This window comes from Xylanibacter rarus, from assembly GCF_001275135.1.
In the GTDB taxonomy this organism is placed as follows: domain Bacteria; phylum Bacteroidota; class Bacteroidia; order Bacteroidales; family Bacteroidaceae; genus Prevotella; species Prevotella rara.
In genome coordinates, this window is record NZ_LFQU01000015.1 from 13,449 (window position 1) to 39,529 (window position 26,081).

Consider the following 26,081-nt stretch of genomic DNA (forward strand, 5'->3'; position numbering starts at 1 on the left):
ACTTGCAGAGCATAGATAATAACGATAAAAAACAGTAACGACATGAGACCATACTTATTACTTACACCCGGACCACTGACAACCACAGACACCGTTAAGGAAGCCATGATGAGCGACTGGTGTACATGGGACGAAGACTATAATATAGGCATTGTTGAGGTTATACGCAAAGAGCTTGTGGAGCTGGCGTCGAGCCGCCCCGAAGAATATACGGCAGTGCTGATGCAGGGCAGCGGCAGCTTCTGCGTTGAGGCTACGCTCGGCTCGGTGATAAAGGCCGACGACCATCTGCTCGTGGCTGCCAACGGAGCCTACGGAAAGCGTATGGGCGTGATAGCCGACTATTATCATCTGAACTGCCACGTGATGCGCTTTGAGGAGACTCAGCCCGTTGACCCGAAGCAGATAGACGAATATCTGACCTGTCATCCCGAGACGACACACGTGTCGGTGGTTCACTGCGAGACCACTACCGGAGTGCTCAATCCGCTGGCCGACATTGCAGCCGTTGTAAAGAAGCACGGCAAGACGCTGATAGTGGACGCGATGAGCAGCTTTGGCGGAGTGCCCGTAGACATGGCGGCGCTGGGCATCGACTTCATGATAAGCAGTGCCAACAAGTGCATACAGGGCGTGCCGGGCTTCGGCTTCATCATTGCGCGCCGCTCGCTGCTCGAAGGATGCAAGGGCGTTGCACGCTCGCTGTCGCTCGACCTGTATGACCAGTGGCAGACGATGGAGAGCGGACACGGCAAGTGGCGCTTCACTTCTCCCACTCACGTGGTGCGCGCCTTTATGCAGGCACTGAAGGAACTGAAGGCTGAAGGTGGTGTGGAGGCACGCCATGTACGCTACGCCGAGAACCACCGCACGCTGGTGGAGGGCATGCGCAGCCTTGGCTACAAGACGCTGCTGCCCGACGAGGAGCAGTCGCCCGTGATAACGTCGTTCTATTATCCGTCGGCCGACTTCAACTTCAAGGACTTCTACACAAAGCTCAAGGCCAAGGGCTTCGTGATATATCCGGGCAAGATTTCGCAGGCCGACACGTTCCGCATAGGCAACATAGGCGACGTGCATCCTGCCGACTTCAAGCGCCTGATAGAGGCCATAAGAGAGATTCGTCTGTAAGATTAAGCATCAGTAAAGTAGAATATCGATAATTTTCAGCCCGGGCTGGTCGTGAGACTGGCTCGGGTTTGCTTGTTATGCGGCCTGCATAATCTAAGACATACCACTGGCATGCGCATGGCCTTACGCTGTAATAAGATTATTGTTTTCAGCCGTCTGGTCGTTTTCCAGCATAGTTCTGCCGGCTGTATTTTATCGAACTGCATGCCATGCATGCTAAAAATAAGACTGCAAAAGCCCCATACGGCAACGGCGATGCGCCCTGATGCTTATGGCAGACATGGCGTTTATGCCCCTTGACGGCGCAGGCGTAAGGCAGACTACTCTTTAGAATTGTTGTCGAGGGCTATCTTCTGATATATAGAAGGCGTGATGCCGGTAATCTTCTTGAATGCATTGACAAATGCGGTGTACGACTTGAAGCCCACGCTTTCGGCTATAGCCTTCATCGTGAAGTTGCCGTAGTTGACCCTGTCGGTGAGCCGCTTGCAGGCAAGGTGTATTCTGTAAGGCGTCACGTAGTCGTTGAATGTCTTCTGGAACGAGTCGTTAATAACCTGCGACACATACGACCTGTTAGACCCCACAAGGTCGGCAAGCCTGCTGAGAGAGAAGTTGCAGTCGCAAAACTCCGTGGTGTTCTCCATCACGTTGCCTATGGCGTCGGCTATGGTCTGCATCTGTCCGTCGGTCAGGTTGCTCGTCTGATATTTCATACCCTCCTCGGCAGTGCTCTCTTCCGTGTCCTTCGCGTTGCCGAGTTCCTGCCTCAGGCTGTCTATTATGTCGTTTTTCTCGCTTATTTCTGTACGGCATTTGCGCAGTCGGCTCGTCAGCAGCTCCTGCGTCTCTATGAAGTCGTGGTTGATTTTATACAGGTTGATATAGCCCTTGTGTATTCTCTTCTTCTGCTTCCATACGATGAAGAGAAACAGTATTGTGGTGAGCGCCACAACAGCCACGGCACACATTATCACCCATTGCATCCTGATGGTCTGCATCCTCTCGTGCTGGCTTGTGCGCAGGTCTTCTATCTCCTTTGTCGTCTTGTATATCTCGTAGTTGAGCAGCGAGTTTTTTACCATGTCGAACTTTCTCATGTCATAAATCGAGTCCATGATGTCGAGATAGCGCGACTTGTAGAGATTAGACATGGCTATGTCGCCCTTCTCCTGAAAAAAGTCAGAAAGGCTCTTGGTCGTCGTTACGAACGTGTGCTGAAGGTTGTATTTCTGTGCCGTCCGGTCGCACAGATGCATGTATTTAAGCGTAGAGTCTTTTACCCCCAGCTGCCTGTAGGCGCTGTAAATCTCCTGATAGGCAAAGCAGCGGAACCTAGGCTCCAGCTTCTCCTTTGCGGCATATCCGGCGAGCCATTTCAGCCTTGATATGGCAGGCTTGATGTTGCCCTCGCTTATCTGTATCAGGCTTAGCGTGTAGAGACTCATGAACGTGTCGGTCTTGTTGCTCTTGTCTCTCGTGCTTTCAGACAGCTGATAATACTTCTTGGCCTTCGGGATGTCCTTGATGTAATAGCTGTACATGCCGGTCAGGTTAACGAGTACGCTGTGCTGCATCTTCCTGTCGGGATACTTCTTGCTCAGGTCATACGCCTTGAGATAGTAGCGTATGCCCTTCTCGTAGTCGAGAAAGATGCAGTAGATGTTGCCTATGTAGTTATACAGACTTGCCGCATACGTGGGCTTGGAGCACGCCTCGCTGATCTTCACGCCGTTGATAAATTCGTCGAGGGCGTTTATGTAGTTGCCTTTGTCATAGTATAGCGTGCCGGCCTTCTTCCTTGCCAGCGCGCACATGTCCTTTTCCTTGTCGGCAGCATTGGGGTCAAACCTGTTATATACTATGGCATACAGCACGAGGGCTTCGCCGTCTTTGCCCTTTGCCGCATATCTGTCAGCAATATTCATTATGTTAGCCGTCGGTTTGACCGAAACCTTCTTCACGAGCTTAGTATATTTCGTGTCACCGGAACCAAATGCCGCGCATGTGGTGAGCAGCGCGCAGATAATAATGAATATCTTGTATTTTTTCATAGTAGCGACTCTGTTTGCCGGTTTGTATCTAAACCAAATAGCGCACAAAAGTAATAAATTTAATTTTAAATGTGGCATAATATTTTGAAAAAGACATATTGACGTTGCGTTTCCTTCATGAGTATTATATAGCCTTGCCGGCATATAATAAATCCAAATGGAGGTGCAAATCATGCATGAGACAAGGTAAAAAGTCAGGACAAAATATTTTTCCGTTATAGAAAATCAATGTATAACAGATGTTAATGCCTTGCCGTCCGAATATGCTTTTGTTTAACTTTTGTTAGCTGTAGAGCGTCAGAAACAGCCCGAAACTCATTGTTTTTCGGTCTGTAAGGCATCCTTTTGATGCATAAAATACGGCCTTTCAGCCTGCAAAAGGTGCCCTTTTAGAGCCTCAAAGGGCATCTTTCATAGCATGAGCCGTGTCCGTTTGATGTGTGTTTGTGTATAAGTTATTGTGCATCAGTATCTTATCTTTTCTGCCGTTTTTCGCCATATTTCCCGTCATTCCCGCCCTTTCGCTCCCGCCGTTGCCGTTCTGAGGGCGTCAAACGGACGGGAAATGTCATTTTTGTTTACAAACGGCTGATGGATTCAGCAGCCGTGATGCCCGTTCAGATATGCTGAATATATCAGTCGGCTGTTGCACCGGTGTTGGCGTTGTCAGCGCGATGGTCAGGCCGCCTGTTTCTCGATGCTATATATTCAGACGGTGTGCATCCCTCCATCTTCTTGAACAGTCTGCTGAAGTGCTGCGGATATTCAAAGCCCAGGGCTAGGCCACCTGGCACACCTGCTCGCCTGCCGTCAGCCTGCTTTTGGCCATGGACATCACAAAGCGGTGGATGTGTTCGCCGGCCGTGATGCCGGTCTGCTTCTTTATCAGGTCGGCAAAATAGTTGCTCGAGAGGCATAACTCTGATGCGCATGCCTGTACGGTAGGCAGTCCGTCCGTAAGCTGTCTTTCCGAGTCGTAGTAGCTGTGCATCAATTGCTCAAAGCGTGTCAGTATGTCGCTGTTCTGCTGTCTGTGCGAGCTGAACTGTCTGTTGTAGAAGCGTGAGCAGTATTGCAGCACGATGTCTATCAGGCCCACGATGATAGAGTCGCGGCAGCCGTCGTCAGGCGCCTGAAACTCCTGCTTGATGAGCTTCAGGCATGCCACGAGTATGTCGCGCTCGCCGGGGCGCATGTGCAGAGCCTCGTTCACATTGTAGGCAAAGAACGAGTAGCGGTGCATCCTGCCTTCAAGAAACGTGCCTCTTATCAGGTCGGGATGAAACAGCAGGGCCCATCCCTTCAGAGCCACTCTCTCGCCGTTGTCCTCCTTGCCGCCCGTCTGTCCAGGCGCCACGCATATCAGCGTAGACTCGTCGTAGTCGTATCTGCCGCAGCCATAGGTCAGGTCTACGAGCGTGTCCTCGCGCAGAAACAGGCCGTATATGCCGTAGCTGTTGAGGCTGTGCCTTATCGGGGGCAGGTCGTTATAGTTTATCACGCTTGCCAGCCTGTGCTCGTCTGCCTGTCCTACGTATGCGTTATAGTCGTGCACCGTGTTTACCTTCTCAATCTTTGCCATGCCCTTAACTTTTTTGGTTGTTGCAGATGCAAATATATCGCTATTTATCCTTAACGGCGAAACATAAACCATGAAAATGGTACTTATGCATGAGAATTGTATACCGCGCCAGCCCAGTCGTGGCATATCTTTGCGACAGAAACAACAACTAACCTCCAAAAGACAGAAAGATATGGACAGAAGAAAATTCTTAAAGTCGGCATCGGGCCTGGCACTCATGGCTGCCGGAGCCTTGACGGGCACGTCGAGAGTGCTTGCCGCCACAGACGCCATGGCTGCCACAGGCAAGGATAAAGGGCGCACGGGGCGGCAGCCTAAGGCCGAGCGCCGCAATCTGGGCGGCATGAGCGTGTCGCCCATAGGCCTTGGCTGCCTGCCCATGGTGGGCTATTATGGCGGCCGTTATGACCGCCGCGACATGGTGGCGCTGATACGCCGCGCCTACGAAAAGGGCGTTACGCTGTTTGACACGGCCGAGGTTTACGGCCCTTACACAAGCGAAGAGTGGGTGGGCGAGGCCCTGCAGCCCATAAGAGACAATGTTAAGATAGCCACAAAGTTCGGATTCGGTGTTGAGGAGGGTCGCCCTACGGCTCTCAACAGCAGCGTGGCCCATATGCGCCGGGCCGTTGAGGGCTCGCTGAGGCGGTTGCGCACCGACCACATCGACCTGCTGTATCAGCACCGCGTAGACCCTGCCACGCCCATAGAGGAGGTGGCCGACGCCGTGGCACAGCTGATAAAGGAGGGCAAGGTGCTGCACTTCGGACTGTCGGAGGCAAGCGCCCGCACCATCAGGCGTGCCCACAGCGTGTGTCCTGTGTCGGCAGTTCAGAGCGAGTATGCCATCTGGTGGCGCGAGCCTGAGCTTAAGATTTTCCCCACGCTCGAAGAACTCGGCATAGGCTTCGTGCCCTATTGTCCGCTCGGCCGCGGCTATCTGACATGCACGATAGGCGAGGACAGCCGCTTCGGCAGTGATGACCGCCGCCACAATCTGCCGCGCTTCACTCCGCAGGCGCTGCGCTACAACAGGCCGCTGACTGAGCTGGTAGGGCGCTGGGCGCGGCGCAAGGGCATCACGCCTGCGCAGTTCTCGCTCGTATGGATGCTGTCGCGCAGGCCATGGATTGTGCCCATACCCGGCACTACGAGTGCTGCCCATCTCGACGACTTTATTGGTGCGGCAGGCGTAAGGCTTACGCCGGACGAGGCCGACGAGTTTGACATGGAATACTCGCGTATCGACCTGATGGGCCATCGTGCCGACCCCTTCACCGAGAGTCAGATAGACAAGTGAGGCATGGTGCGGTCTGTTAGAGTATGGAAGCCGGCAGGGCATGGTGGCGGCACGAGTGGGGCAGAGGCGGCTGTTGCGCCTCATGCAGCTTCTGATAGGGGCATGACAGGCGTGTGATGGCGGCAGACAGATGGCATCATGCTGCCTTTATAGACATAAAAAAATCCCGACAGCCATGACGGCTGGCGGGATTTCTTATGATATAGGCTTATGCAAGATTCTTATTTGTTCACCTTTAATATTCTCGGGCACAGGTTGTTGCCGCTTACATACAGCAGTACGACGCCCTTAGGCAGGCTGTTGAGTTGTGTTGTGGCAGATGTTATGCGCATCTGTGCCAGCTGCTTGCCGTCGGTTGTAAACACTCTCAGCGTTGCGCCTATGGCGTTTTCGCTTACGGTCAGTGTGTTGCTGCTGCTGTTGTAGCTTATCTCAGGCTTCTCGGTAACGGCCTGTGTTATGCCTGATGTGAAGTCGTCGTCGAGCAACTCGCCCATGAGTCCGTTGAGGTAAACCTCGAGGGCGGTGTAGCCTTCGGCGTTGCGCAGGTTGCGGTCGGCAGCGTCGTTGGCGTTAAGTCCGTGCTCCTTCTCCCATTCGTCGGGCATTCCGTCGCCGTCAGTGTCGGCAGGAGCCTTCTCGTTGCCGTGGTCGAGGCCGAAGCCCTCAGCGTCGTTCACAGAGTCGATGATACCCTTCTTGTTGGCCAGCGAGCCGGTGTACTTAGGTGTACCGGTCTTAACGTCGTTGATGACGCGCTGCTCTATCACGTCGCGGTTAACAGTTCCGGCTTTCTCGAGCACAGTGTTGTATGCTTCTTCAGCTGTCTGAATGTCGGTGAGCATGTAGAGTGCAGGGTCGTATTCGCCCTCGTTGCCCAGAACAGAGTTGTACTTGTAGTAAGGAGTCTCTGTCACGATGCGCTCGTCAACACGCAACTCGTCGAATGTGAAGTGGTCTGAAGCCATTGCCGACCAGTTGTCTGCTGTGGCTGTGGCGTTGCCTTCCATTACGTTTCCGTTGATATACCATTTAGAAGGTGCCCATGACGGACCGATGTCGCGCATGTAACCTACTGATACGAACACAGAGTTAGATGGTGACTGAGGTCCTGGCTTGTAGTAGTTGTTCATGAAGTTGCACTCGTGAACAGAGTTCTTGCCGTTGTAAGAAGTGATTTCGGCTGCGTTCTCTCCGCCATAGCAAGCCTTGGCGCTGCCCCAGTTGAAGTTTACGTTGTTTACGTATTCCATGAATACGACATAGTCTTCGCCGCGTGCGCCGTTGATACGCGGGCTGCGCGAGTTGTTGCCTGCGAGCAGGTTGTGGTGGTATGTCACGGGTGATCCGCCCCACTGTGCGCCATATCCACGGTTACCCTTGTCGTGGCCTGCCTGATAGAGACCTTCGTGAACGATGCTGTACTGCACTGTCAGGAAGTGGCTGTCGGCAGTGTTCATACATTCCTCAACTGACCATCCGAATGCGCAGTGGTCGAAGATATAGTTAGAGCAGTTTTCTGTTCCGCATGCCTGATCCTGCTTGCCGTCGCCTGAGCGGAAACGGATGTTACGTATAATAAAGTTCTGTGAACCTCCAAGGTTAACCTTGTCGCCCACGATGCTTATGCCGTCGCCGGGAGCTGTCTGTCCGGCCAGCGTCCAGTCAGAGCGGCTTACGCGCAGGTTTCCGTTGAGATGAATCTCGCCGTTAACGGCAAATACGATAGTTATAGGCTCGTTGGGATACTGCTCGAAAGCCCAGCGCAGAGTGCCTTCTGTGCCGTCGTCGGCAAGAGAAGTTACGGTAACTACCTGTCCGCCGCGGCCTCCTGATGTGTATTTACCGAAGCCTTCTGCCGTCGGGAATGCAAGCATCATGGCGCCTTCCTTGGCTTCAACGGCGTCTGATGTTACGCCGTGGCGTGAGATGCTCTTCACGGTGTATGTAGCGTTGTCGTCAGCGTCCTTTGTGTAAGAAGGCTCTGCCGTCATGTCTACGAATACACCGTCCTTGTAGATGAGGTAGCCGGCAGCCTTGTCGTCGCCGTCCCATGTAAAGCCGGTTTCAGACACGTTGAAGTTTGAAGGCTCTGCAGCGCCGTTCAGGATTGCGTTATAGTCGAAAGAAACGTCAGAGAATTTAGAGAAGATGAACTCTGGGTTCATGTATGCCTCTACCTCAGCGTCGGTTGCCTGGTGGCTGAAAGATGCACGTGATGAAGTGTCAATCAGGTTTCCGCTCTTGTCAACGTTCTTGTATTCAAAGTAAGAGCAATCGTTCTCGGCTCCGCTCCATTCTGTCCATCCCTTGGTGTTGATGTGCTTGTCGAGCGTACACTGTATGAACATTGTTCCGCACTTCTCCTTCCACGGACGTCCCAGATAGTAGTCGCCTGCAGATACGCGCGGAGCCGGCACCACCTGGCAGTTGCGGAAGAACAGGCCGGCATAGAACTTGTCGGTGCTGAGTTCCGGATACAGAGTCTTTGTGAGTGTCAGTCCGGCATCGCCGGCAGCCGTGATGTAGCCGCCGCCCTTGAGACATTTAATCTCGCAGTTCTCAAACCACTCCAGACCGCTGTCGTAGATAAAGTCGGTAGTACCCTCGATGGTACATCTTGTGAAGTATCCGCGTGCGCCGATGTTTGCCTTGTATGTATCCTGGTAGCCGCTTATCAGACAGTTTTTGAAGATGTGTGCGTCGCCTGCCGTAAACAGAGCCTCGGCCTGTCCCACGTTGCCGCTGGTGTTGCGTATGGTGAGGTTCTCGGCGTAGAAGCGTGATGTATACACGTTGAGCGCAGCGCAGTCGTTGTAAGTGTTCTGCGGGTTGTTTGAGCCGCGGTCTACAGATGAAGTCAGGATGGTAGTGGCCTTGTCCTCACCGATAAGACTGATAAACTTGTTCTTGTTAGTCTTGGTGCCCGAGTAGAGGTTTTCCTCATATACGCCCGGACGGATGTATATAATACCGCGTGAGCCGTCGCTTACGGCGTTGATGGCATCCTGGATTTTTGTATAGTCGCCCGTGCCGTCCTGAGCCACGGTGTATAGTTCTATCGGAGCGTTTGCGTCGGGAGCGTTGTCGTCAGATGTATCGCCGCCGCCCTCGATGTCAGACAGTTCGCCCACGTCGCTCACAGGGTTGTCCTTTGCATACTGAGCCTGCTCGGCAGTTATCTCAGATCCGAAAATCTGTATCTTGTGTACGCGGGCAGCCTGCTGCTGGCTGTAGGGGTCTTCACGAACTCCGAATATAGGATAGCCCTCTTCGTTGGTCTGAGCCGGATCTTTCATGTTTTCTCCGTCCCATACGCGCCAGCGGATAGACACGTCGTGTGCGTCAATGATATTTTCCATGAAGTATCCCTGGTCGCTGAATGAGGTATAGCCGAACTTATGAAGTTCTGAACCCATCCATACCAGGTGCTTCCATTCACCGTCACCAATCTTTATGTCGCACTTTATTCCTCGTCCCCATGATGTAGAAGACCATGCCCACTGAATGCGTTCAACATAAGGAATGTGGTCGATTTCCATCCATCCGTGCATCGAGATTTTCTCCTGAGTTTCAGGGTCGCGTTCTGTTGAAGCATCGCGGCAGAACTGCACAAATCCGGCTTCGCCATATACAGGCTTTCCGTCTTCTCCGTATTTTATGTTGTCTTCGATATATTTAGTATGGTCCTTGACCGTCCAGTCGTTTACATATTCTGTGCCATATCCTGAAGGATTCTGGCCAAGGTAGTATTGGCGGCAGAATGCAGCCGTAGCACCTGCATAGCCGTTGTATGATTTTTTGTTAGCAAATGTGCAGTTGTGAAAAAGCACCGGATATTTTACTTCTGTGCCGCCGTTTGCAGGAACTTCGATAATGGTGTTTACATATGCTCCGTCTGCATATTCAGGGCAGTCCATTCCGGTCTCGCCTGTCCATGTCTGTCCGGGCCACATTTCGTCACTGAAGTTTATGTCGATTATTTTAGGATATGTGGACGAATTGCTCCACTCGGATACAACCGAAGATGGGTCAAGACTTCCGTCAATGGCAGCTCCCGTGTTTAGTGCCGCAGATAATAACACTGTAGCGGAAAATGCCAGTTTTGATATGAATTTCATGCTTAAAGATTTAATAGTGTTTTTAATGTTTGTAATGACTTTTATAATAAAAAACGGAACTACGTTTTTCTTTATCGCATAGATTTATAAAAGAAACCGTCTTTCACGCGAAAGGCGGTTTCTTTATCATGAAGAACTTATTATTTAACAATGAACTTCTTACCGTCCTTAATGACGATACCTTTGTAGTTCTTGTCTACTCTCTGACCTGCGAGGTTGTACATCTTGTTGCTGTTAGCATTTTCAGCTTCTATAGAAGATATGCCTGTTGTGCCTTCAGATATTGTCAGATAAACATTGGCATATGTCATGTTCTTCTGCCATTTGCCCCAGTAATATACTTTTACTGTGTATGTTCCTGTGAGATCCTTCAGCTCAGGCAGACATTCTGTTTCTGCAACATCATAGTTTGTAGCCAGGCCCCAGCTCTCAAGAAGTTTCTGTGACCATTCAGGTTCTGTAACTTCTGTTGTTGTTACGTGAACACCATTGGTGTAGGCTGTCTTGTTGTAGTTGTTGTTCTTGATACCCTTGTCCTGAGTCTTGTAAACAACATTTCCCTGAGCATCTGTTATTTCAACCTGCCAGTAGTATGCGTTGCCCAAAAGCAGATATACATCCAAAGCTTCGATGTTTACAGATTTTCCTTCAGGAATATCCATTGTGAATCCAAAGTATTCTTCAGCCTGACGCTCAGTCTGCTCTGCAACTTTCGGATAAATAACATTGTCAGCAGCATAAACAGCTGAAGCTGCCATGCTTTGTGCTGGGTCGCCTGTTACGTTGTAGCCAATGTAGAGATCTGATGCATCAGGAGTTTCCTGGCCGGCTTCTTCACGGAATGTTGCATCCTTACCGCGAATCTCTGTAATTTTTACACCATAGGCTTCCTTAACTGCGGGATCGCCAACCTCCAGAATCTTGAGGTCCAATGGGCGATAAATACCTACTTCACTCTGTGCAAATGCACCTAAGCTCATAAGAACTGTAGCACATAAAGTAAAAATCTTTTTCATCTTCTTAAAATTTAAATGTTTGAATTTTTTTTAAAGGAGCCGCTTACTTGTTCAGCGGCTCCGTCATTTGTCGCTTTTATTTTGTATAAGGGTTATATCCTGGATTCTGACCAAATTCCTCGGCATTCTGTAATTTATCAAGGAATGTATTTGGAATAGGTCTCAGTGCATGATATTCTTGCATGCAGTCGTCTCCAATCATACTTGGGTTACGTCCTACTATAGTAGAGGCGAAGTTGCCTTGTGGGCTATAAATTCGCTTCATGTCGAACCAACGCAGCCATTCTCCGCAGAGTTCGCGAGCACGTTCTGCCATAATCCACTCGATATTCATGTCTGAGGCTGTAACTTGAGCTTCGCTAAGGTCATGGTCTGGTTTAACCACACGTCTAGTACGTATTTCCTGGTTAATGATGTTAGCAGCTTCAGATGCTTGTCCTAATGCGATGTAGCATTCTGCTGCAATCAGAGGCATTTCTGCATAACGCATAACAGGCACGTCAGCATATCCAAACTGTCCGTTTGCTGCGGCAAGGAGGAATGTTCCGTTTTCATCGCGGTCCCATATGCGATATTTCATAAAGCGCGGGAATGAACTTGCGATGTACTGTGTTGAGGCTGTCGGGTCTGCCTGGTAGTTGCGGAGCGGTGCTCCTCCGTAGGCATTGACATTCTCTGTTTCAAAAACGTCATCAATGTCGATGGCTGCATAAGACTTGCTTTGCTTGAATTCGTCTGTGAGACTCTTCTTTGTGAAATACAATGCAGTATCACCTACTTCAATCTGCTTGCCAATCAGGTCAGGACGGAGATATCTGTTTGCAAGAGCTTCGGTCCATGTGAATGTTTTGCTTGAATTTTCAGGGAATGCCTCCTGGAATATAACGTCATAGCGCAGGTCCCAGTCCTCCCAAAGGTTGAGGAAGTAATAGGTAGGCATAAGCAGTGTGCCTTCTGACGGATATTCCCATGTGGTTGCAGTATTTCTGATACCGGCGTTACCTACAAGTTTCGGTGCGAAATAACGGTACAGACGGTTTGGCTTGCTGTCAGGGTTCAGACTTGAGTTAGATGAAAATGTAGTAACCCACAGGAACTCAGTGTTGTTCTTGTTGTTCTTTGCCTGCCATATCTCATCGTAAGTATTGTAAATCTGAATTCCATAAGCAGCCTTGTTGTTTATAACGTCAAGTGCTGCCTTGAGCGCCTCTTCATAGAAGTATTTCTGCTCTGCGCTTCCGGCTGTCTCATACTGAGCACGAGTCAGCAGAACGCGTGCAAGGAGAGCCTTGGCTGCTTTCTTTGTAGAGCGGCCTATGTGTCCGTTATACGGTGTCACTGGCAGCTTCTCTGCTGCAATTCTTGCATCAGGTATGATAACGTCGTCATAAATTTTCTTACGGTCTGTTCTTACTGCGGTAAATTCTGCTGTTTGTGTTTCTTCCAGACGTAACTCAATGTCTCCGAAGAATTCAACAAGCCACCAATAGCAGTATGAGCGCATGAAGCGTGCCTCACCTTCGAAATCGAGCTGCTGAGCTTCTGTGAGACCAACAACGTCATTAAGGCGGTTGATTATGGCATTGGCATCATTGATGTTGTCATAAACACGGTTCCATACGTTTGCTATCTGACCGCGGTCGCCCTGCAGGTCGACGCAGCGTGTCAGCTGCTTTCCGTATTCATAGTTAGAACCGATGTTCTGCCAGATGTCAGCGTTGCCTTCCATATACAGACAGGGATCCTCGCGTCCGTAATATTTCCAGCGGAAGTTATAGTACATCTGGTTGACAAGATCCTCCATTCCTTCAGGTGTCTTGAACACCTGGTCTGCGCCTTCGCCTGACGGGTTATATTCGTCAAGGCTGCATGATGTTAACGAAAATGCAGTAGCACCGATAAATAATGCACCGGCAATATGTTTATTAATAATATTTTTCATGTTTACTTTTTATTAGAAGTTTACATTAAGACCTATTGTTACGCTACGCTGGTTTCCTTCCGGATCATAATGTTTCTGCCATTCATTCTTAACGAAATACAACGGGTCGTTGATAGTTGCGTATATGCGCAGGTTGCTTATTCTCATGGCCTTAAGTGCCGATTTAGGCAATGTATAGCCAAGTGTTATTCTCTTCAGCTTTATGAAAGAGTTGTCGCAGTAGGCAAGTGCCTGATAGCCGACATAGTCGTAAAGGTTACGTCCTTTGTACAGTGCAGGGAGTGAACCGCTCTCATTTGTTCCGGCTGCCCAATAGTCAAAGTTAGTTGTCATGCCGCCTGTAGAAGGATCATAGTTTGCAACTTTGCTTTCAGCCCACTGTCCCCAGCGTGCGTAGAGATAGATGTTGAGGTCCCAGTTCTTGTATCTGAGATCATTGTTGAATCCGGCAAACCAGTCTGGTGATGTTGAACCAACATAACCGATGTCGTCATTCTGGTCGATAACGTAGTCGCCGTTAAGGTCGGCAACCTTTATGTCGCCCGGCTTGAACGGATTGGTCTTTTCTGCATCTTTAAAGTATTTAGCAGCCTCGTCAGCTTCAGCTGTAGTCCATATTCCAAGATACTTGAATGTGTTGTATGACTTGATAGGATGGCCAATCATAAGAGTCTGTGTCTCTTTTGCTGTACCGATCATGATGTCTGTTCCGTCAACAAGGTCAGTAATCTTCTCTCTGTTTGCAGAGAATGTAAGTGTTGAAGACCAAGAGAAGTCTTTTGTTACAATGTTACGGCTGTTTACGGTGAACTCAAAACCTGTGTTCTTTGTAGAACCGATGTTTGTGTATGTAGCGTATTTACCGTCCATACCGGCTGATGTCGGAAGTGAGCGCAGCAGGATAAGGTCTGTAGTCTTGGTGTTATACCAGTCGAATGTTACGCTCAGACGGTTGTTCAGCAGCACTGCATCGAAACCTAAATCAAATGTTGTAGATTTCTCCCATTTTGTGTCTTTGTTTGCGATAACATAATATCCGCTGCCGTTTTGGTCTGCCACACCGAGAATATATCTGTTTGCAGAGATATCCTGGAAGCCGAAGCTCCAGTTTGCGAATGTTACTCCTGACTGTGTTCCGTAAACACCAATACCGGCATTACCTGTAACACCATATGTAGCACGTATCTTTAAATCGTCCAGCCATGACTTAGTCTTTTTCATGAAGGCTTCATCAGATATACGCCATGCCAAAGCTGCTGACGGGAACCAGTCCCACTTGTTGCCGTCGGCGAGTTTTGACGAACCGTCTCTACGTAAAGATGCGGTTACGAGGTAGCGGCTCTTCCAGTCGTAAGAGATACGTCCTGCGTAAGAGAAGTTCTGTGCCTGTGTATAGAGGCTTGAGTGTATAGAGCTTCCGTCTTCTCCGTCATTGCTTCCGAGGTTCCACCACAGGTTGCCGGGTATTGTCTGTCCTTTTGATGTAGCAGACATTTCGTCTTTTATAGTCTTGTTCCATGTCGTAAGAAGAGTTACGCCAAGGTGGTGATCGTTAGGCAGTTTTGTGAAGTTGTATGTTAGGATGTTGTTCCACTCTATGTATGTACCAGAGGCTTTTGTCATTTCGGCAGTGCTTTTCTGTCCTGTCTTGTCAAGGTTTGCAGCAGACTTGCCGTCAGTGTATGTTCCCTCTGAAGAGTTTGTAATGTGTGTGTTGAGCTGTGAGCGGAAGGTGAGTCCCTCTATAGGATGAATGTCAACGTATGCGTTGGCTACGATGTTTGTGAAGTATGACTCGTTCTTATATAAGTCATCTCCGGCACCGTCGATAAGCGGGTTCACGTATCCGTCGCTTGCGAGCGGGCGCTCAACCAAAGTGTTGCCTATGTTATATGTGTCTGTTTCGGCATCATATACACCATAGGGTGAGCCGAGCTCCAGGCTGGTAGTTGTTGCCTTCTCATAAGGAGAAGATGCGTTGCGTGAGTGTGTGAGCTGGAAGTTTACACCAGCATTGATCCAGCTGTAGAGCTTATGGTCAATGTTTGCACGCAGTGTATATTTGTCTGTTCCTGAACTTCTCTTCCATTTGTTGCCGTCGTTGGCATATCCGAGAGAGAATCTGGCCTGTGTCTTTTCTGTACCTCCAGACAATGTCACGGTGTGCTTGTTGCTCCATGTCACGTCCTTCTGCAGCAGTTTCTCATAGTCAGTCCATACGCCTGCACGGAATGCTGCATAGCTCTCGAGGTCTGAGAATAGCGATGCGTCGTCGTTGGTGCTGTTCCATAATCCTGCGTTTTGTGCTGCAAGCTTGAGTGTTTCGTAATAGTTCTCCGGCGAGCGGTATTCTGCTCTGTCGGGGCGGAATGCTGCTGTTACATATCCGTCGTAAGACACCTGCATCTTGCCTGCTTCGGCCTTCTTTGTTGTAATGATGATAACACCGTTGGCACCCTGAGAACCATAGATTGCTGTAGATGATGCATCTTTCAATACGTCTATAGACTCAATATCGTTAGGGTTAAGGTCGCTCATAGAACCTCCCTGTACGCCGTCGATGATAACGAGCGGGTCGTTGCTACCGTTGATAGAGCGGTTACCGCGGATTCTCATGTCGTCGCCGTTGATGTCAAGACCTGAGATGCGTCCCTGAAGTGCAGTTGCTACGTCTGATGTAGGCGTCTGCACGATAGCGTCTGCCTTGATTGAGGCAACAGAACCGGTCAGGTCGCGCTTCTTTACTGTACCGAAACCGATTACGACAACCTCGTCAAGGTCGCTTGCCACCGGCTTCAACTGCAGGTTAAGGGTGTTTGATGTTACCTTCACTGTCGTTGTCTCATAGCCGACATAAGACACTTCGATAAAGTCTCCCTGGTTTGCTGATAATGAGAACTTACCGTCCAAGTCTGTTACGGCTGCTGCTCTGCTGCCTTTCACTCTGACAGTAACTCCGATCATAGGCTCGCCGGTTTCGTCAGTAATAGTACCTTTTACCGTGCGGCTCTGCTGAACTACCTGTACCGCCATTTCCTTAGCCTCTGCATTCTCTGCATAACCGCAGGCGGGTATGCACAGTAGGGCAGAAAGACTGAAAATGACAGAAGTTTTTGTCAAGGCTTTGCCTGAATAATGCTTCATGTTCTTTTTCATATTTTAATTCTGTTGTTAAACATTAGTGACAAAGATATACCTAAACGCCGGCATTAGACGACACGCATGATTAACGTGCCAGAACACGCCATTGTTTGTTTTTGGTGCTTTGCTTATAGTAGTTTTAATAGGCTTATGACTAAAAAGTTAATCTAAAATCACGTATGTAAAGTTTTCAAGAACTTGTCAAGGTAAAATGTTTTCTTACAGCAATCTGTTTTTAACCATTGATAAAGGTTTATGTTTTTCTTTATGGCAGGTTGTTTTCTTTTTTTGCAAATATAAATGTTTTTTTATTCTTATCTACAGAATAACATGAAAAAGACTTGGCCGTATCAAAAAAGATAGTTTTTTACTCAAAATTTAGCGTATAGTGCTGCTGAAATCAAGAAAAGACTGACTTGTAATCATGATAAATTGGTTAAACATATCTATGCTTTGGCTTTATGTCCTTTAACGAGTGCTGTCTGACATTTAGTTATATTGAACACCTTATTTCATTTGTAAAATGATTTTTGTGTATAGCATTTTGATATCTTGGCGGGGTGTTAGGCGATAAATGGTTATATTTGCTCTTGATTTTAATCAAGTCTTGCGAAACGCTTTACCTTAATAATTATAAAGAAAAACAAACGATGAGAAAACTTTTACTTTCACTTTTATTTGCTGTTGCGGGCGCTCCCGCATGCGTCATGGCTCAGCATGGGCTTGTGGGCTTTGCCAACTATGCCGACCTCGGACTGCGCGGAACCACCGGAGGGGCTGGCGGAAAGATTGTGCATGTAACTAACCGCGCCGACTTTGAAAAGTATGCAGGTGCAGAGGAACCTTATATAATAATACTGGATGCCGACCTGAAGGGCTTTTACGACTACAGCACCGACCCTAAGCAGAAGCACGACGTGGTGTCGGTGGCAAGCAACAAGACCATCATAGGAGGAGGCAGCGGCGCAAGGCTCGACAGTCTGGGACTTGACATCAAGGACCGGCAGAACATCATTATACGCAACCTGAAGATATCGAAGGCCGACCCAGACGCCATTGCCTTCAGAAACAGCCACCACGTGTGGATTGACCACTGCGACCTTTCGAGCCAGAAGGAGGAGAACGGCGCCAATGACGGCCTGCTTGACTTCACCTACGGCTCGAGCTATCTGACGGTGTCGTGGTGTAAGTTTCACGACCACGACAAGTCGTCTATATGCAGCTCGGGCACGCGTAACATTGCCGACTACGGCCGACAGCGCGTGACGTATCATCACAACGCGTTCATCAACTGCACGCAGCGCAATCCGCGCATAGGCTACGGCCTGGGCCACATCTTCAACGACTATAACGAGCGCAACACGTCTTATGCCATAGGCATGTTTGCGCGTGCCATGGTGAATGTGGAGAACTGCTACTTCAAGGACGTGAAGACGCCGTTCAGCCAGATGTACGCCACGAGCGAAGACGATGCCTACTGGGGATTCCTGAAGAGCGAGGGCAACGTATTTGAGGGCAGCAGGGGCGAGGGTAACAGCAGCGGATTCGACGTGAGCCGCTACTATCAGTATGACTTCGCGATGGACGATGCGCAGAGCGTTCCGGGCCTGGTGGCTCAGATGGGCTGCGTGGACGGTATAGAGAGCGACATCATTCCCTTTCCGGGCGACGGCGCAATAGGCGTTGTCAGAGGCACGCAGATAGCCTGCGGCGACATAGAGGGCGCCACGGGTTATATATATAAGGTGGGCACTTCGCCCGATGCGCTCCAGCAGTGCGACCCTGCGGCGCTCGAGCTGCAGCCCGCCACGACATACTATTGGCAGGTTACGGTAGACGGAGGAGAATATTCGGGCAAGACTTCGGGCGTGTTCCGCTTCACCACAGCACCGGCCGAGGCCACATATCCTACGCCCTTTGACGGCGAGCAGCACGCTTCGCTGCGTGAGGTTGACGGCTCCACGTCGCCCTGCGTGCCGCTGAGCCTGCGCTGGCGCGAAGGCTTCGATGCTGAGGGCTACACCGTGTATATGGGCACCGACAGCAGTCTTGACGACGCCGAGGCCAATTATGTCGAGACGGAGGAATGGCAGCCCGGCAGCCTGCGCTACGGTCAGACATATTATTGGCGCGTGGATGCCACCGCCGCCGACGGCTCTGTGGCTACGGGCGACGTGTGGAGCTTTACATCGGACATAAGCCATGCACATGAAGGGCGCAACGAGGTGGAGCATGCCGTAAGGGGAGCGCTGTGCTTCCCTGAGCTCGACAACCAGCCTTCATGGATACTTGCCTCTAACGACTCGTGCAACGTGGGCGACCAGGGCCCCGGCTACATGAGCTTTGTGTGGGCCGGCGATGCTGCCGAATACGACATCACTACGGCCTACTTCGACGAGGCCTCGGGGCAGGGATGGTTTGGCCTGTACGTTGGCGAAGAGCTGAAAGACCAGTGGACGGCAAAGGCTAACAACAACAAGATGGCCACACGTGTTACCAGAAACGTGCCTCTCGATGCCGGCGACGAGCTGAGGATAGAGTTCTACACCAACGGCAACATGCGCTGCCGCACCGACTATATCGACATAGCGCCGTCGTCAGGCTCGTCGGGCATCGAGAGCATAGAAGGCCCGGCACAGCAGCAAGTGCGCATCTACTCGCTCGACGGCCGCTATCTCGGCAGCGACATCGGCAGGCTCGGCAAGGGCATATACATCATTAACAACCGCAAGGTGGTTATATCAGGCAGATAACTGTCTGCAGCGGCAGCAGTGCCGCGGCTCTCTGCTTCGCATCTCGGTCCCGCAGGGACAGGGCACGGGGCGGTCGGAGCAACGGCTATGCCAAACATCATGACATGGATTGTGAAACCATGTTTTTAACATTCTAGCAAATTTTGTTAACACTTCGTCTCGGCTTAAAATAGAGACGGAGTGTTAATGTTTTTAACCTTTCGCTCCGTTTTTCGGCTCTTTCCGTCCGTTTTCATGCCTTCTTCATCGCCGTTTGCCGCCTTTCATGTTGCAAAAGGTATCGTTTCGTATCGCAAAACATGGCCTTTTATGCCCCGAAACATGCCCTTTTGTAAGCCGAAAAGCCTTGTTTTGGCAGTCGTTTTGCAGTCGTTGAATTGCCGGTTGAATGTAACAGTCTGACATACAGCATGATATAAAAATGTCGGTTTTTACGCTTTTCTCTGCCAAACGCTTGCCGCTCTTGCAATATTTTCGTTTTAACTATTCTTAATTAACATAATTAACGATATTTTACTTGCATCAGTCCCTGTTTCCGTCCCTGCCCCTGCTGTTCTTCGCCGCATTGCTCTGCATGCTCATGAGGCAGCCTTTTCGCAGGTCGGCCGGCGCCGCCTTGTGGCTTGCTTAGGGCGTGTCGCATAGCCGTCTTTGCCGCCCCCGTTTCATGGTTGCCCGTGCTTATCCGCCGGCATGCTTATGCCGTAGGTAAGAGAGGCCGAAAGTTGCCATAAAGTCGCTTTCTCTATAAATATTGTATTACAAACTGCATAAAAACCGCAAAATATTTGCTAACCTGCGATTTTATTGTTAATTTTGCAGCGTTCAGTGGAATGAGGGGCTTTACGAAGTCCCTCATTTTATTTTAAATACCCGTTTATGATAGACAAAAACGTAGTAAAAAATTTAGTTGACGAGTGGCTTAAGGACAAGGAGTATTTCCTGGTAGACATCGAAATCAGCCAAGACGACAAGATTGTAGTTGAAATTGACCATGCCGACGGTGTGTGGATTGAAGACTGTGTGCAGCTCAGCCGCTTCATTGAGGACCATTTGAGCCGCGATGAAGAAGACTATGAGCTCGAGGTGGGCAGCGCCGGGCTGGGACAGCCCTTCAAGGTGCCGCAGCAGTATGTCAACTTTGTCGGAAAGGAAGTTGAGGTTCTCGACGCCGACGGCAAGAAGTTCCGCGGCGTGCTCAAGGCCGTTGACGGGCGCAACTTTACCGTAACGGTGAGAGAGAAGGTTAAGAAGGAAGGCTCAAAGCGCCCCGTGCTGACAGACGTAGACCACGATTTCAGCATGGACAGCGTTAAGTACACCAAGTATCTCATAAGCTTCAAGTAGGAGCAGCGCGCCCCGTGGCGCCGATATGTGCATGAGCCTAAGGCGGCACTGCCGCCCTGACAGATGATAATAATAAAATAAAAATATACAGACAGCTATGGTAGCAAGAAAGAAAGAGGAAGAAACCGTGAGCATGGTTGACACCTTCAAAGAGTTTAAAGATACCAAGAATATCGACCGTACCACTCTGATGAGTGTGCTGGAAGAGAGTTTCCGCAACGTTATCGCGAAGATTTTTGGCAGCGATGAGAACTTTGACGTTATTGTCAACCCCGATAAAGGCGACTTCGAGATTTACCGCAACCGTATTGTTGTGGCCGACGGCGAGGTGAAAGACCAGAACAAGGAGATAGCCCTCAGCGACGCAATAAAGATTGAGCCCGACTATGAGGTGGGCGAGGAAGTGAGCGAGAAGGTTGACTTCAGCAAGTTTGGCCGCCGCGCCATCCTTAACCTCCGCCAGACACTGGCATCAAAGGTGCTCGAGCTTGAACACGACAGCCTCTACAACAAGTATAAAGACCGCGTGGGCCAGGTTATCGCCGGCGAGGTATATCAGGTGTGGAAGCGCGAAGTGCTGCTCGTTGACGACGAGAACAACGAGCTCATCCTGCCCAAGTCGGAGCAGATACCTCACGATGTTTACCGCAAGGGCGAGACCGTGCGCGCCGTGATCAAGGAGGTGAACAACGAGAACAACAACCCGAAGATCATACTTTCGCGCACAAGCAACATGTTCCTTGAGCGCCTGCTCGAGGCTGAGGTGCCCGAAATAGCCGACGGACTCATTACCATAAAGCGCATTGCCCGCATGCCGGGAGAGCGCGCCAAGATAGCCGTTGAAAGCTATGACGACCGTATAGATCCGGTTGGAGCCTGCGTAGGTGTTAAGGGTAGCCGCGTTCACGGCATCGTACGCGAGCTGTGCAACGAGAACATCGACGTTGTTAACTACACCGCAAACATCAAGCTCTTCATCCAGCGTGCGCTCAGTCCGGCAAAGATTTCGAGCATCAACGTTGACGAGGAGAACAAGAAGGCAGAGGTTTATCTCCGTCCCGAAGAGGTGTCTCTGGCCATCGGCCGCGGCGGTATGAACATCAAGCTTGCCAGCATGCTTACCGAATATACTATCGACGTATTCCGCGAGCTCGACGAGAGCGAGGTAGACGAGGACATCTATCTCGACGAGTTCTCTGACGAGATCGACCAGTGGATCATCGACTCTATCAAGGGCATTGGTCTCGACACCGCCAAGGCTGTGCTCAACGCTCCGCGCGACATGCTCGTAGAGAAAGCCGACCTCGAGGAAGAGACCGTTGACAACGTGCTGAAGATACTCAGAGCCGAGTTTGAAGGAAATTAAGTAATTCATAGTTCATAATGCATAATTCATAATCAGGCCTCCGGGCTTTTGGGTTGGCATTATGAGGCTTTGGCCGCCGGACGGGCGCCAGTGGCGTCCGCCGGGTACAGATGCCAATTATGAATTATACACACTGGTGATATTTTACGAATTATGAATTATTAAACAAATTTCGGCAACAGCCAATTACTTAATTAAGAAAATGAGCATAAGATTAAATAAAGCAATACGAGAATTGAATATAGGACTCCAGACCGCAGTTGAGTTCCTGAGAAAAAGAAGTGACCTTGGAGAGGTCAAGGAAGAACTGAGCTTCAAGCTCAGCGACAGTCAGTATAACGCACTTGTTGAGGCTTTCAAGTCGGACAAGGAGGTGAGAAGCCAGGCCGAGAAGCTGTTGCTCAAGCATCCGAAGGAGAAGAAACGCCAGTCGGACGGCAACAAGGAGCGCCGGGCGGACAACGCTGTGAGAAGCGTAAAGCCGCAGAAATATACACCCCTTGGAAAGATTGACCTCGACAGCCTGGGCAAGAAGCCTGCCGCCAAACCGGCGGCGCCGGCCGAAAAGCCGCAGGAGGCTGCCGTTGCAGAACAGCCTAAGCCCGAGGTGAAAGAGTCTGCTGCCGCTACGGTGCAGGCCAAGAGCCAGGAGCCTAAGCCCGAACAGCCGGTTGCGGCGGCTGAAAAGAAGCCGGCAGAGCCAGCACAGCCCGCAGGCAATACTACAGCTGTTGTCGAAGAGAAGAAGACTGAGCCTGAAAAGGTTCAGCCCGAAGCAAAACCCGAGGCCAAGGCCGCAGAGCCGCAGGCACAGCAGCCGGCAGCACCCGAAAAGCCGGCAGAGCCGGAGCCCGTAAAGGAAGAGAGCAAAATCTTCACACTGAAGAGCGAGAAGAAGCTCGCACCGAAGGTGAACGTGCTCGGAAAGATTGACCTCGACTCGCTCAACCAGAGCACCCGCCCGAAGAAGAAGACCAAGGAGGAGCGCCGCAAGGAGCGCGAGGAGAAGGCCATGCAGGCTCATCCCGACGGAAAGAAGAAACGTTCGCGCATAACAAAGGAGCGCGTAAACATAGACCAGGCCGTTAAGCAGAACAACAACGGCGGTGGCGACAGCCATGCAGACAAGGGCAACGCCAAGAAGAAGAACCGCAAGCGCAACCACAAGCCGCTCGAGGTTAACGAGGAAGACGTTGCACGTCAGGTAAAGGAAACTCTGGCACGACTCACCAGCAAGGGCCAGAACAAGAAGGGAGCCAAGTACCGCAAGGAGAAGCGCGAGGCCGCTCAGGAGCATCTGAAGGAGCAGCGCGCCGAGGCAAAGGCAGAGAGCAAGACGCTGAAGCTTACGGAGTTTGTAACCGTGAGCGAGCTTGCGAGCATGATGAACGTATCTGTAAACCAGGTAATCGGTACATGTATGAGCGTAGGCATCATGGTTTCTATCAACCAGCGACTCGATGCCGAGACCATCAACCTTGTTGCCGACGAGTTCGGTTTCAAGACAGAGTATGTAAGTGCGGAAGTTTCTGAAGCCATAACCGAGGAGGAGGACGACGAGAACGATCTCGTGCCGCGCGCTCCTATCGTAACAGTGATGGGACACGTAGATCACGGTAAGACATCGCTCCTCGACCACATACGCAACACCAACGTGATTGCCGGTGAGGCAGGAGGCATCACGCAGCACATCGGAGCGTATAACGTTACGCTTGCCGACGGCCGCAAGATAACCTTCCTCGACACCCCGGGACACGAGGCCTTCACCGCCATGCGTGCCCGCGGAGCTCAGGTAACCGACATCGCCATCATCATCATATCTGCCGACGACAGCGTCATGCCTACCACACGCGAGGCCATCGCTCACGCTCAGGCAGCCAACGTTCCGATGGTGTTTGCCATAAACAAGATAGACAAGCCGGGAGCCAACCCGGACAAGATACGCGAAGACCTGGCCAACATGAACCTGCTCGTAGAGGAGTGGGGCGGTAAGTACCAGTGTCAGGAGATAAGTGCCAAGAAGGGCATCGGCGTTGACGACCTTCTGGAGAAGGTGCTTCTCGAGGCAGAGATGCTCGACCTCAAGGCCAATCCTAACCGCAAGGCTACGGGCAGCATCATCGAGTCGTCGCTCGACAAGGGCCGCGGATATGTGTCTACGGTGCTTGTAAGCAACGGAACACTGCGCGTAGGCGACAACGTGATAGCCGGAACAAGCTACGGCCGCATCAAGGCCATGTTCAACGAGCGTAACCAGCGCATCGAGAAGGCATCTCCCGCAGAGCCTGCCATCATTCTCGGTCTTAACGGAGCGCCTACAGCCGGCGACACCTTCCATGTGCTTGAGACCGAGCAGGAGGCACGCGAGATAGCCAACAAGCGTCTGCAGCTGCAGCGCGAGCAGGGCTTGCGCACACAGAAGCGACTCACCCTCAGCGACATCAGCCACCGCATTGCCCTCGGTTCGTTCAAGGAGCTTAACATCATCGTCAAGGGTGACACCGACGGTAGTATCGAGGCTCTTAGCGACTCGTTCATCAAGCTCTCTACAGAGAAGATCAAGGTGGACGTAATCTACAAGGCCGTAGGTCAGATTTCAGAGAGCGACGTTACGCTTGCCGATGCTTCTGACGCCCTCATCGTGGGCTTCCAGGTTCGTCCTTCGGCAGCAGCCCGCAAGCTTGCCGACCAGGAAGGCGTTGAAATCAACACCTATTCGGTTATCTATGATGCCATAGAAGACGTCAAGTCGGCTATGGAGGGTATGCTCGAGAAGGTCAAGAAGGAGGTTGTTACCGGTCAGGTTGAGGTTCGTGAGGTTTACCACATCTCTAAGGTCGGAACCGTTGCCGGAGCTTATGTTACCGAAGGCAAGGTTCACCGCACCGACAAGGCGCGCGTCGTGCGCGACGGTATCGTGGTTCATACCGGCGAGATCAATGCCCTGAAGCGCTTCAAGGACGACGTCAAGGAGGTTGGCGTCAACTTCGAGTGCGGTATCAGTCTGGTCAACTTCAACGACATTCAGGTGGGCGATATCCTCGAGACCTTCATGGAGATTGAGGTTAAGCAGAAGCTATAACATAACGAGTGATTTTTCTTTCACAAATAGATTCTTCATTATGCGCCGTTCCTTTTAAGGGGCGGCGCTTTTTTGTGCCGTGAAATTTTATTCATATTTAATTCACTATTATTTTGCGCCATACACTATTTATACTATATTTGCACTCGTTTAATGCGATTAACCTAAATTCTGATATAATAAATGAAAAAGCTTATCGGTGCCGTTTTGTTCGGTGCGTGTGTCCTGACCGCCAATGCGCAGGACGAAATACTGAGGCTGAAGATGCTTACAAGGGTCGACTACCAGAGAGAATACATCAACGGTGAGGCCATACACGACAACTCCGGCTTTAAGGGAAAATATCTTATGTTTGCCATAGACGGAAAGATAGACGAGCATTTCTCTTATGCCTATCGCCAGCGTCTTAACGTGGGTCATTCAGACATGAGCTTCTTTGATGCTACTGACTGGGCCCGCGTAGTATATACTCCCGACGGCCAGTGGGAGTTCTCGGCAGGTAAGGATGTCGTCGCTGTGGGCGGATATGAGTATGACAAGAACCCCGTGGACGTCTACGCAGCATCTGAATACTGGAACAACATATCGCCCTTCCAGCTCGCGGCCACTGTCAGCTACACCACGCCAGGCAGGCACAGCAAGTTTATAGCGCAGTGCAGCCAGAGCATCTACCGCTCCAATGCTCCCGACATGTATTCGTATAACCTTATGTGGATAGGCAACCACGGCTGCCTGGGCACGATGTATTCGGCCAACCTTGTTGAATATATGCCCGGCAAGTATATCAGCTATCTTGCTCTCGGCCATAAGCTAACGCTCGGCAAGCTGTGCATCGAGGCCGACTTTATGAACCGCGCCTCGTCGGGGCACACATTCCTGTTTAAAGACTGCTCTATAATGGCAGAGCTTGCCTATCGCCCGATAGAGAAGCTTAATCTGCTCGGCAAGGTTACTTACGATGTAAACCATACGGGCAAGGATGCCGACTATTCGGTGTACGACGGCACGGAGCTTACATCAGTTGGCGGCGGCGTTGAGTTTTATCCGCGCGACAACATCCGCCTGCACGCCATGTATGCCCATACGTTCGGCACCAACGGCAACCCCGAAGGCACCATGAAGCCCGGACGCGACTATATGAGCGTAGGCCTTACGTGGAACGTCAACCTGCTTAGCCTGAAGAATCCCTGGAAGAAAGACGACAACTAAAGACCGTTCTTTCTGACTGTTATACTGTCGTCCGGCT

14 protein-coding genes are annotated in these 26,081 nt (G+C 50.7%); 7 read left to right on the forward strand and 7 right to left on the reverse strand.

Features of this window, described 5'->3' with window-relative positions; genetic code table 11:
* Positions 1 to 42: 42 nt before the first annotated feature.
* Entirely contained in the window at positions 43 to 1,131 is a 1,089-nt protein-coding gene (gene phnW / locus ACU52_RS08585; RefSeq protein ID WP_053398499.1) for a 2-aminoethylphosphonate--pyruvate transaminase, read from the forward strand.
* 320 nt (positions 1,132 to 1,451) lie between these two features.
* Here the strand turns inward: phnW and ACU52_RS08590 are convergent, their stop codons facing one another.
* From ACU52_RS08590 to ACU52_RS08595, 3 genes are all read right to left on the reverse strand, one after another.
* On the reverse strand, positions 1,452 to 3,185 hold the full coding sequence (locus tag ACU52_RS08590; RefSeq protein WP_053398500.1) for a helix-turn-helix domain-containing protein: 1,734 nt from the start codon (positions 3,183 to 3,185) through the stop codon (positions 1,452 to 1,454).
* A 635-nt stretch (positions 3,186 to 3,820) separates the two neighbouring features.
* On the reverse strand, positions 3,821 to 3,979 hold the full coding sequence (locus ACU52_RS15435) for a helix-turn-helix domain-containing protein (RefSeq protein WP_193391578.1): 159 nt from the start codon (positions 3,977 to 3,979) through the stop codon (positions 3,821 to 3,823).
* Positions 3,964 to 4,767 (reverse strand): helix-turn-helix domain-containing protein, encoded by an 804-nt coding sequence (locus ACU52_RS08595; RefSeq protein WP_193391579.1) that lies wholly within the window; start codon positions 4,765 to 4,767, stop codon positions 3,964 to 3,966. The genes ACU52_RS15435 and ACU52_RS08595 overlap by 16 nt, the downstream gene beginning before the upstream one ends.
* A 172-nt stretch (positions 4,768 to 4,939) precedes the next feature.
* Here ACU52_RS08595 and ACU52_RS08600 point away from each other — a divergent pair, with 172 nt between their 5' ends.
* A complete protein-coding gene (locus ACU52_RS08600; protein WP_053398501.1) occupies positions 4,940 to 6,067 on the forward strand; it encodes an aldo/keto reductase in 1,128 nt (375 codons plus the stop codon).
* Between the two features lie 221 nt (positions 6,068 to 6,288).
* Here ACU52_RS08600 and ACU52_RS08605 read toward each other — a convergent pair whose 3' ends face one another.
* The 4 genes from ACU52_RS08605 to ACU52_RS08620 form a co-directional block, all read right to left on the reverse strand.
* The gene (locus tag ACU52_RS08605; RefSeq protein ID WP_053398502.1) at positions 6,289 to 10,188 is read right to left on the reverse strand and encodes a pectinesterase family protein; all 3,900 of its coding nucleotides are present in this window, start codon (positions 10,186 to 10,188) and stop codon (positions 6,289 to 6,291) included.
* 140 nt (positions 10,189 to 10,328) lie between these two features.
* Positions 10,329 to 11,204: a hypothetical protein gene (locus ACU52_RS08610; RefSeq protein WP_125105396.1), complete on the reverse strand. Its 876-nt coding sequence runs from the start codon at positions 11,202 to 11,204 to the stop codon at positions 10,329 to 10,331.
* Positions 11,205 to 11,280: 76 nt separating this feature from the next.
* The gene (locus ACU52_RS08615) at positions 11,281 to 13,146 is read right to left on the reverse strand and encodes a RagB/SusD family nutrient uptake outer membrane protein (RefSeq protein WP_053398504.1); all 1,866 of its coding nucleotides are present in this window, start codon (positions 13,144 to 13,146) and stop codon (positions 11,281 to 11,283) included.
* Between the two features lie 12 nt (positions 13,147 to 13,158).
* Positions 13,159 to 16,302, reverse strand: a complete 3,144-nt coding sequence (locus tag ACU52_RS08620) for a SusC/RagA family TonB-linked outer membrane protein (RefSeq protein ID WP_053398505.1) — start codon at positions 16,300 to 16,302, stop codon at positions 13,159 to 13,161.
* Between the two features lie 635 nt (positions 16,303 to 16,937).
* Here ACU52_RS08620 and ACU52_RS08625 point away from each other — a divergent pair.
* The 5 genes from ACU52_RS08625 to ACU52_RS08645 all read left to right on the forward strand — a co-directional run bounded on the left by ACU52_RS08625 (position 16,938) and on the right by ACU52_RS08645 (position 26,044).
* On the forward strand, positions 16,938 to 19,040 hold the full coding sequence (locus ACU52_RS08625; RefSeq protein ID WP_082335221.1) for a pectate lyase family protein: 2,103 nt from the start codon (positions 16,938 to 16,940) through the stop codon (positions 19,038 to 19,040).
* A gap of 879 nt (positions 19,041 to 19,919) precedes the next feature.
* Positions 19,920 to 20,387, forward strand: coding sequence for a ribosome assembly cofactor RimP (rimP, locus tag ACU52_RS08630; protein WP_021855958.1), 468 nt, complete (start codon positions 19,920 to 19,922; stop codon positions 20,385 to 20,387).
* 97 nt (positions 20,388 to 20,484) lie between these two features.
* The gene (gene nusA, locus ACU52_RS08635) at positions 20,485 to 21,753 is read left to right on the forward strand and encodes a transcription termination factor NusA (protein WP_021855957.1); all 1,269 of its coding nucleotides are present in this window, start codon (positions 20,485 to 20,487) and stop codon (positions 21,751 to 21,753) included.
* Positions 21,754 to 21,955: 202 nt separating this feature from the next.
* Entirely contained in the window at positions 21,956 to 24,835 is a 2,880-nt protein-coding gene (infB, locus tag ACU52_RS08640; RefSeq protein WP_021855956.1) for a translation initiation factor IF-2, read from the forward strand.
* 183 nt (positions 24,836 to 25,018) lie between these two features.
* The gene (locus ACU52_RS08645) at positions 25,019 to 26,044 is read left to right on the forward strand and encodes a porin (protein ID WP_021855955.1); all 1,026 of its coding nucleotides are present in this window, start codon (positions 25,019 to 25,021) and stop codon (positions 26,042 to 26,044) included.
* Positions 26,045 to 26,081 lie beyond the last annotated feature (37 nt).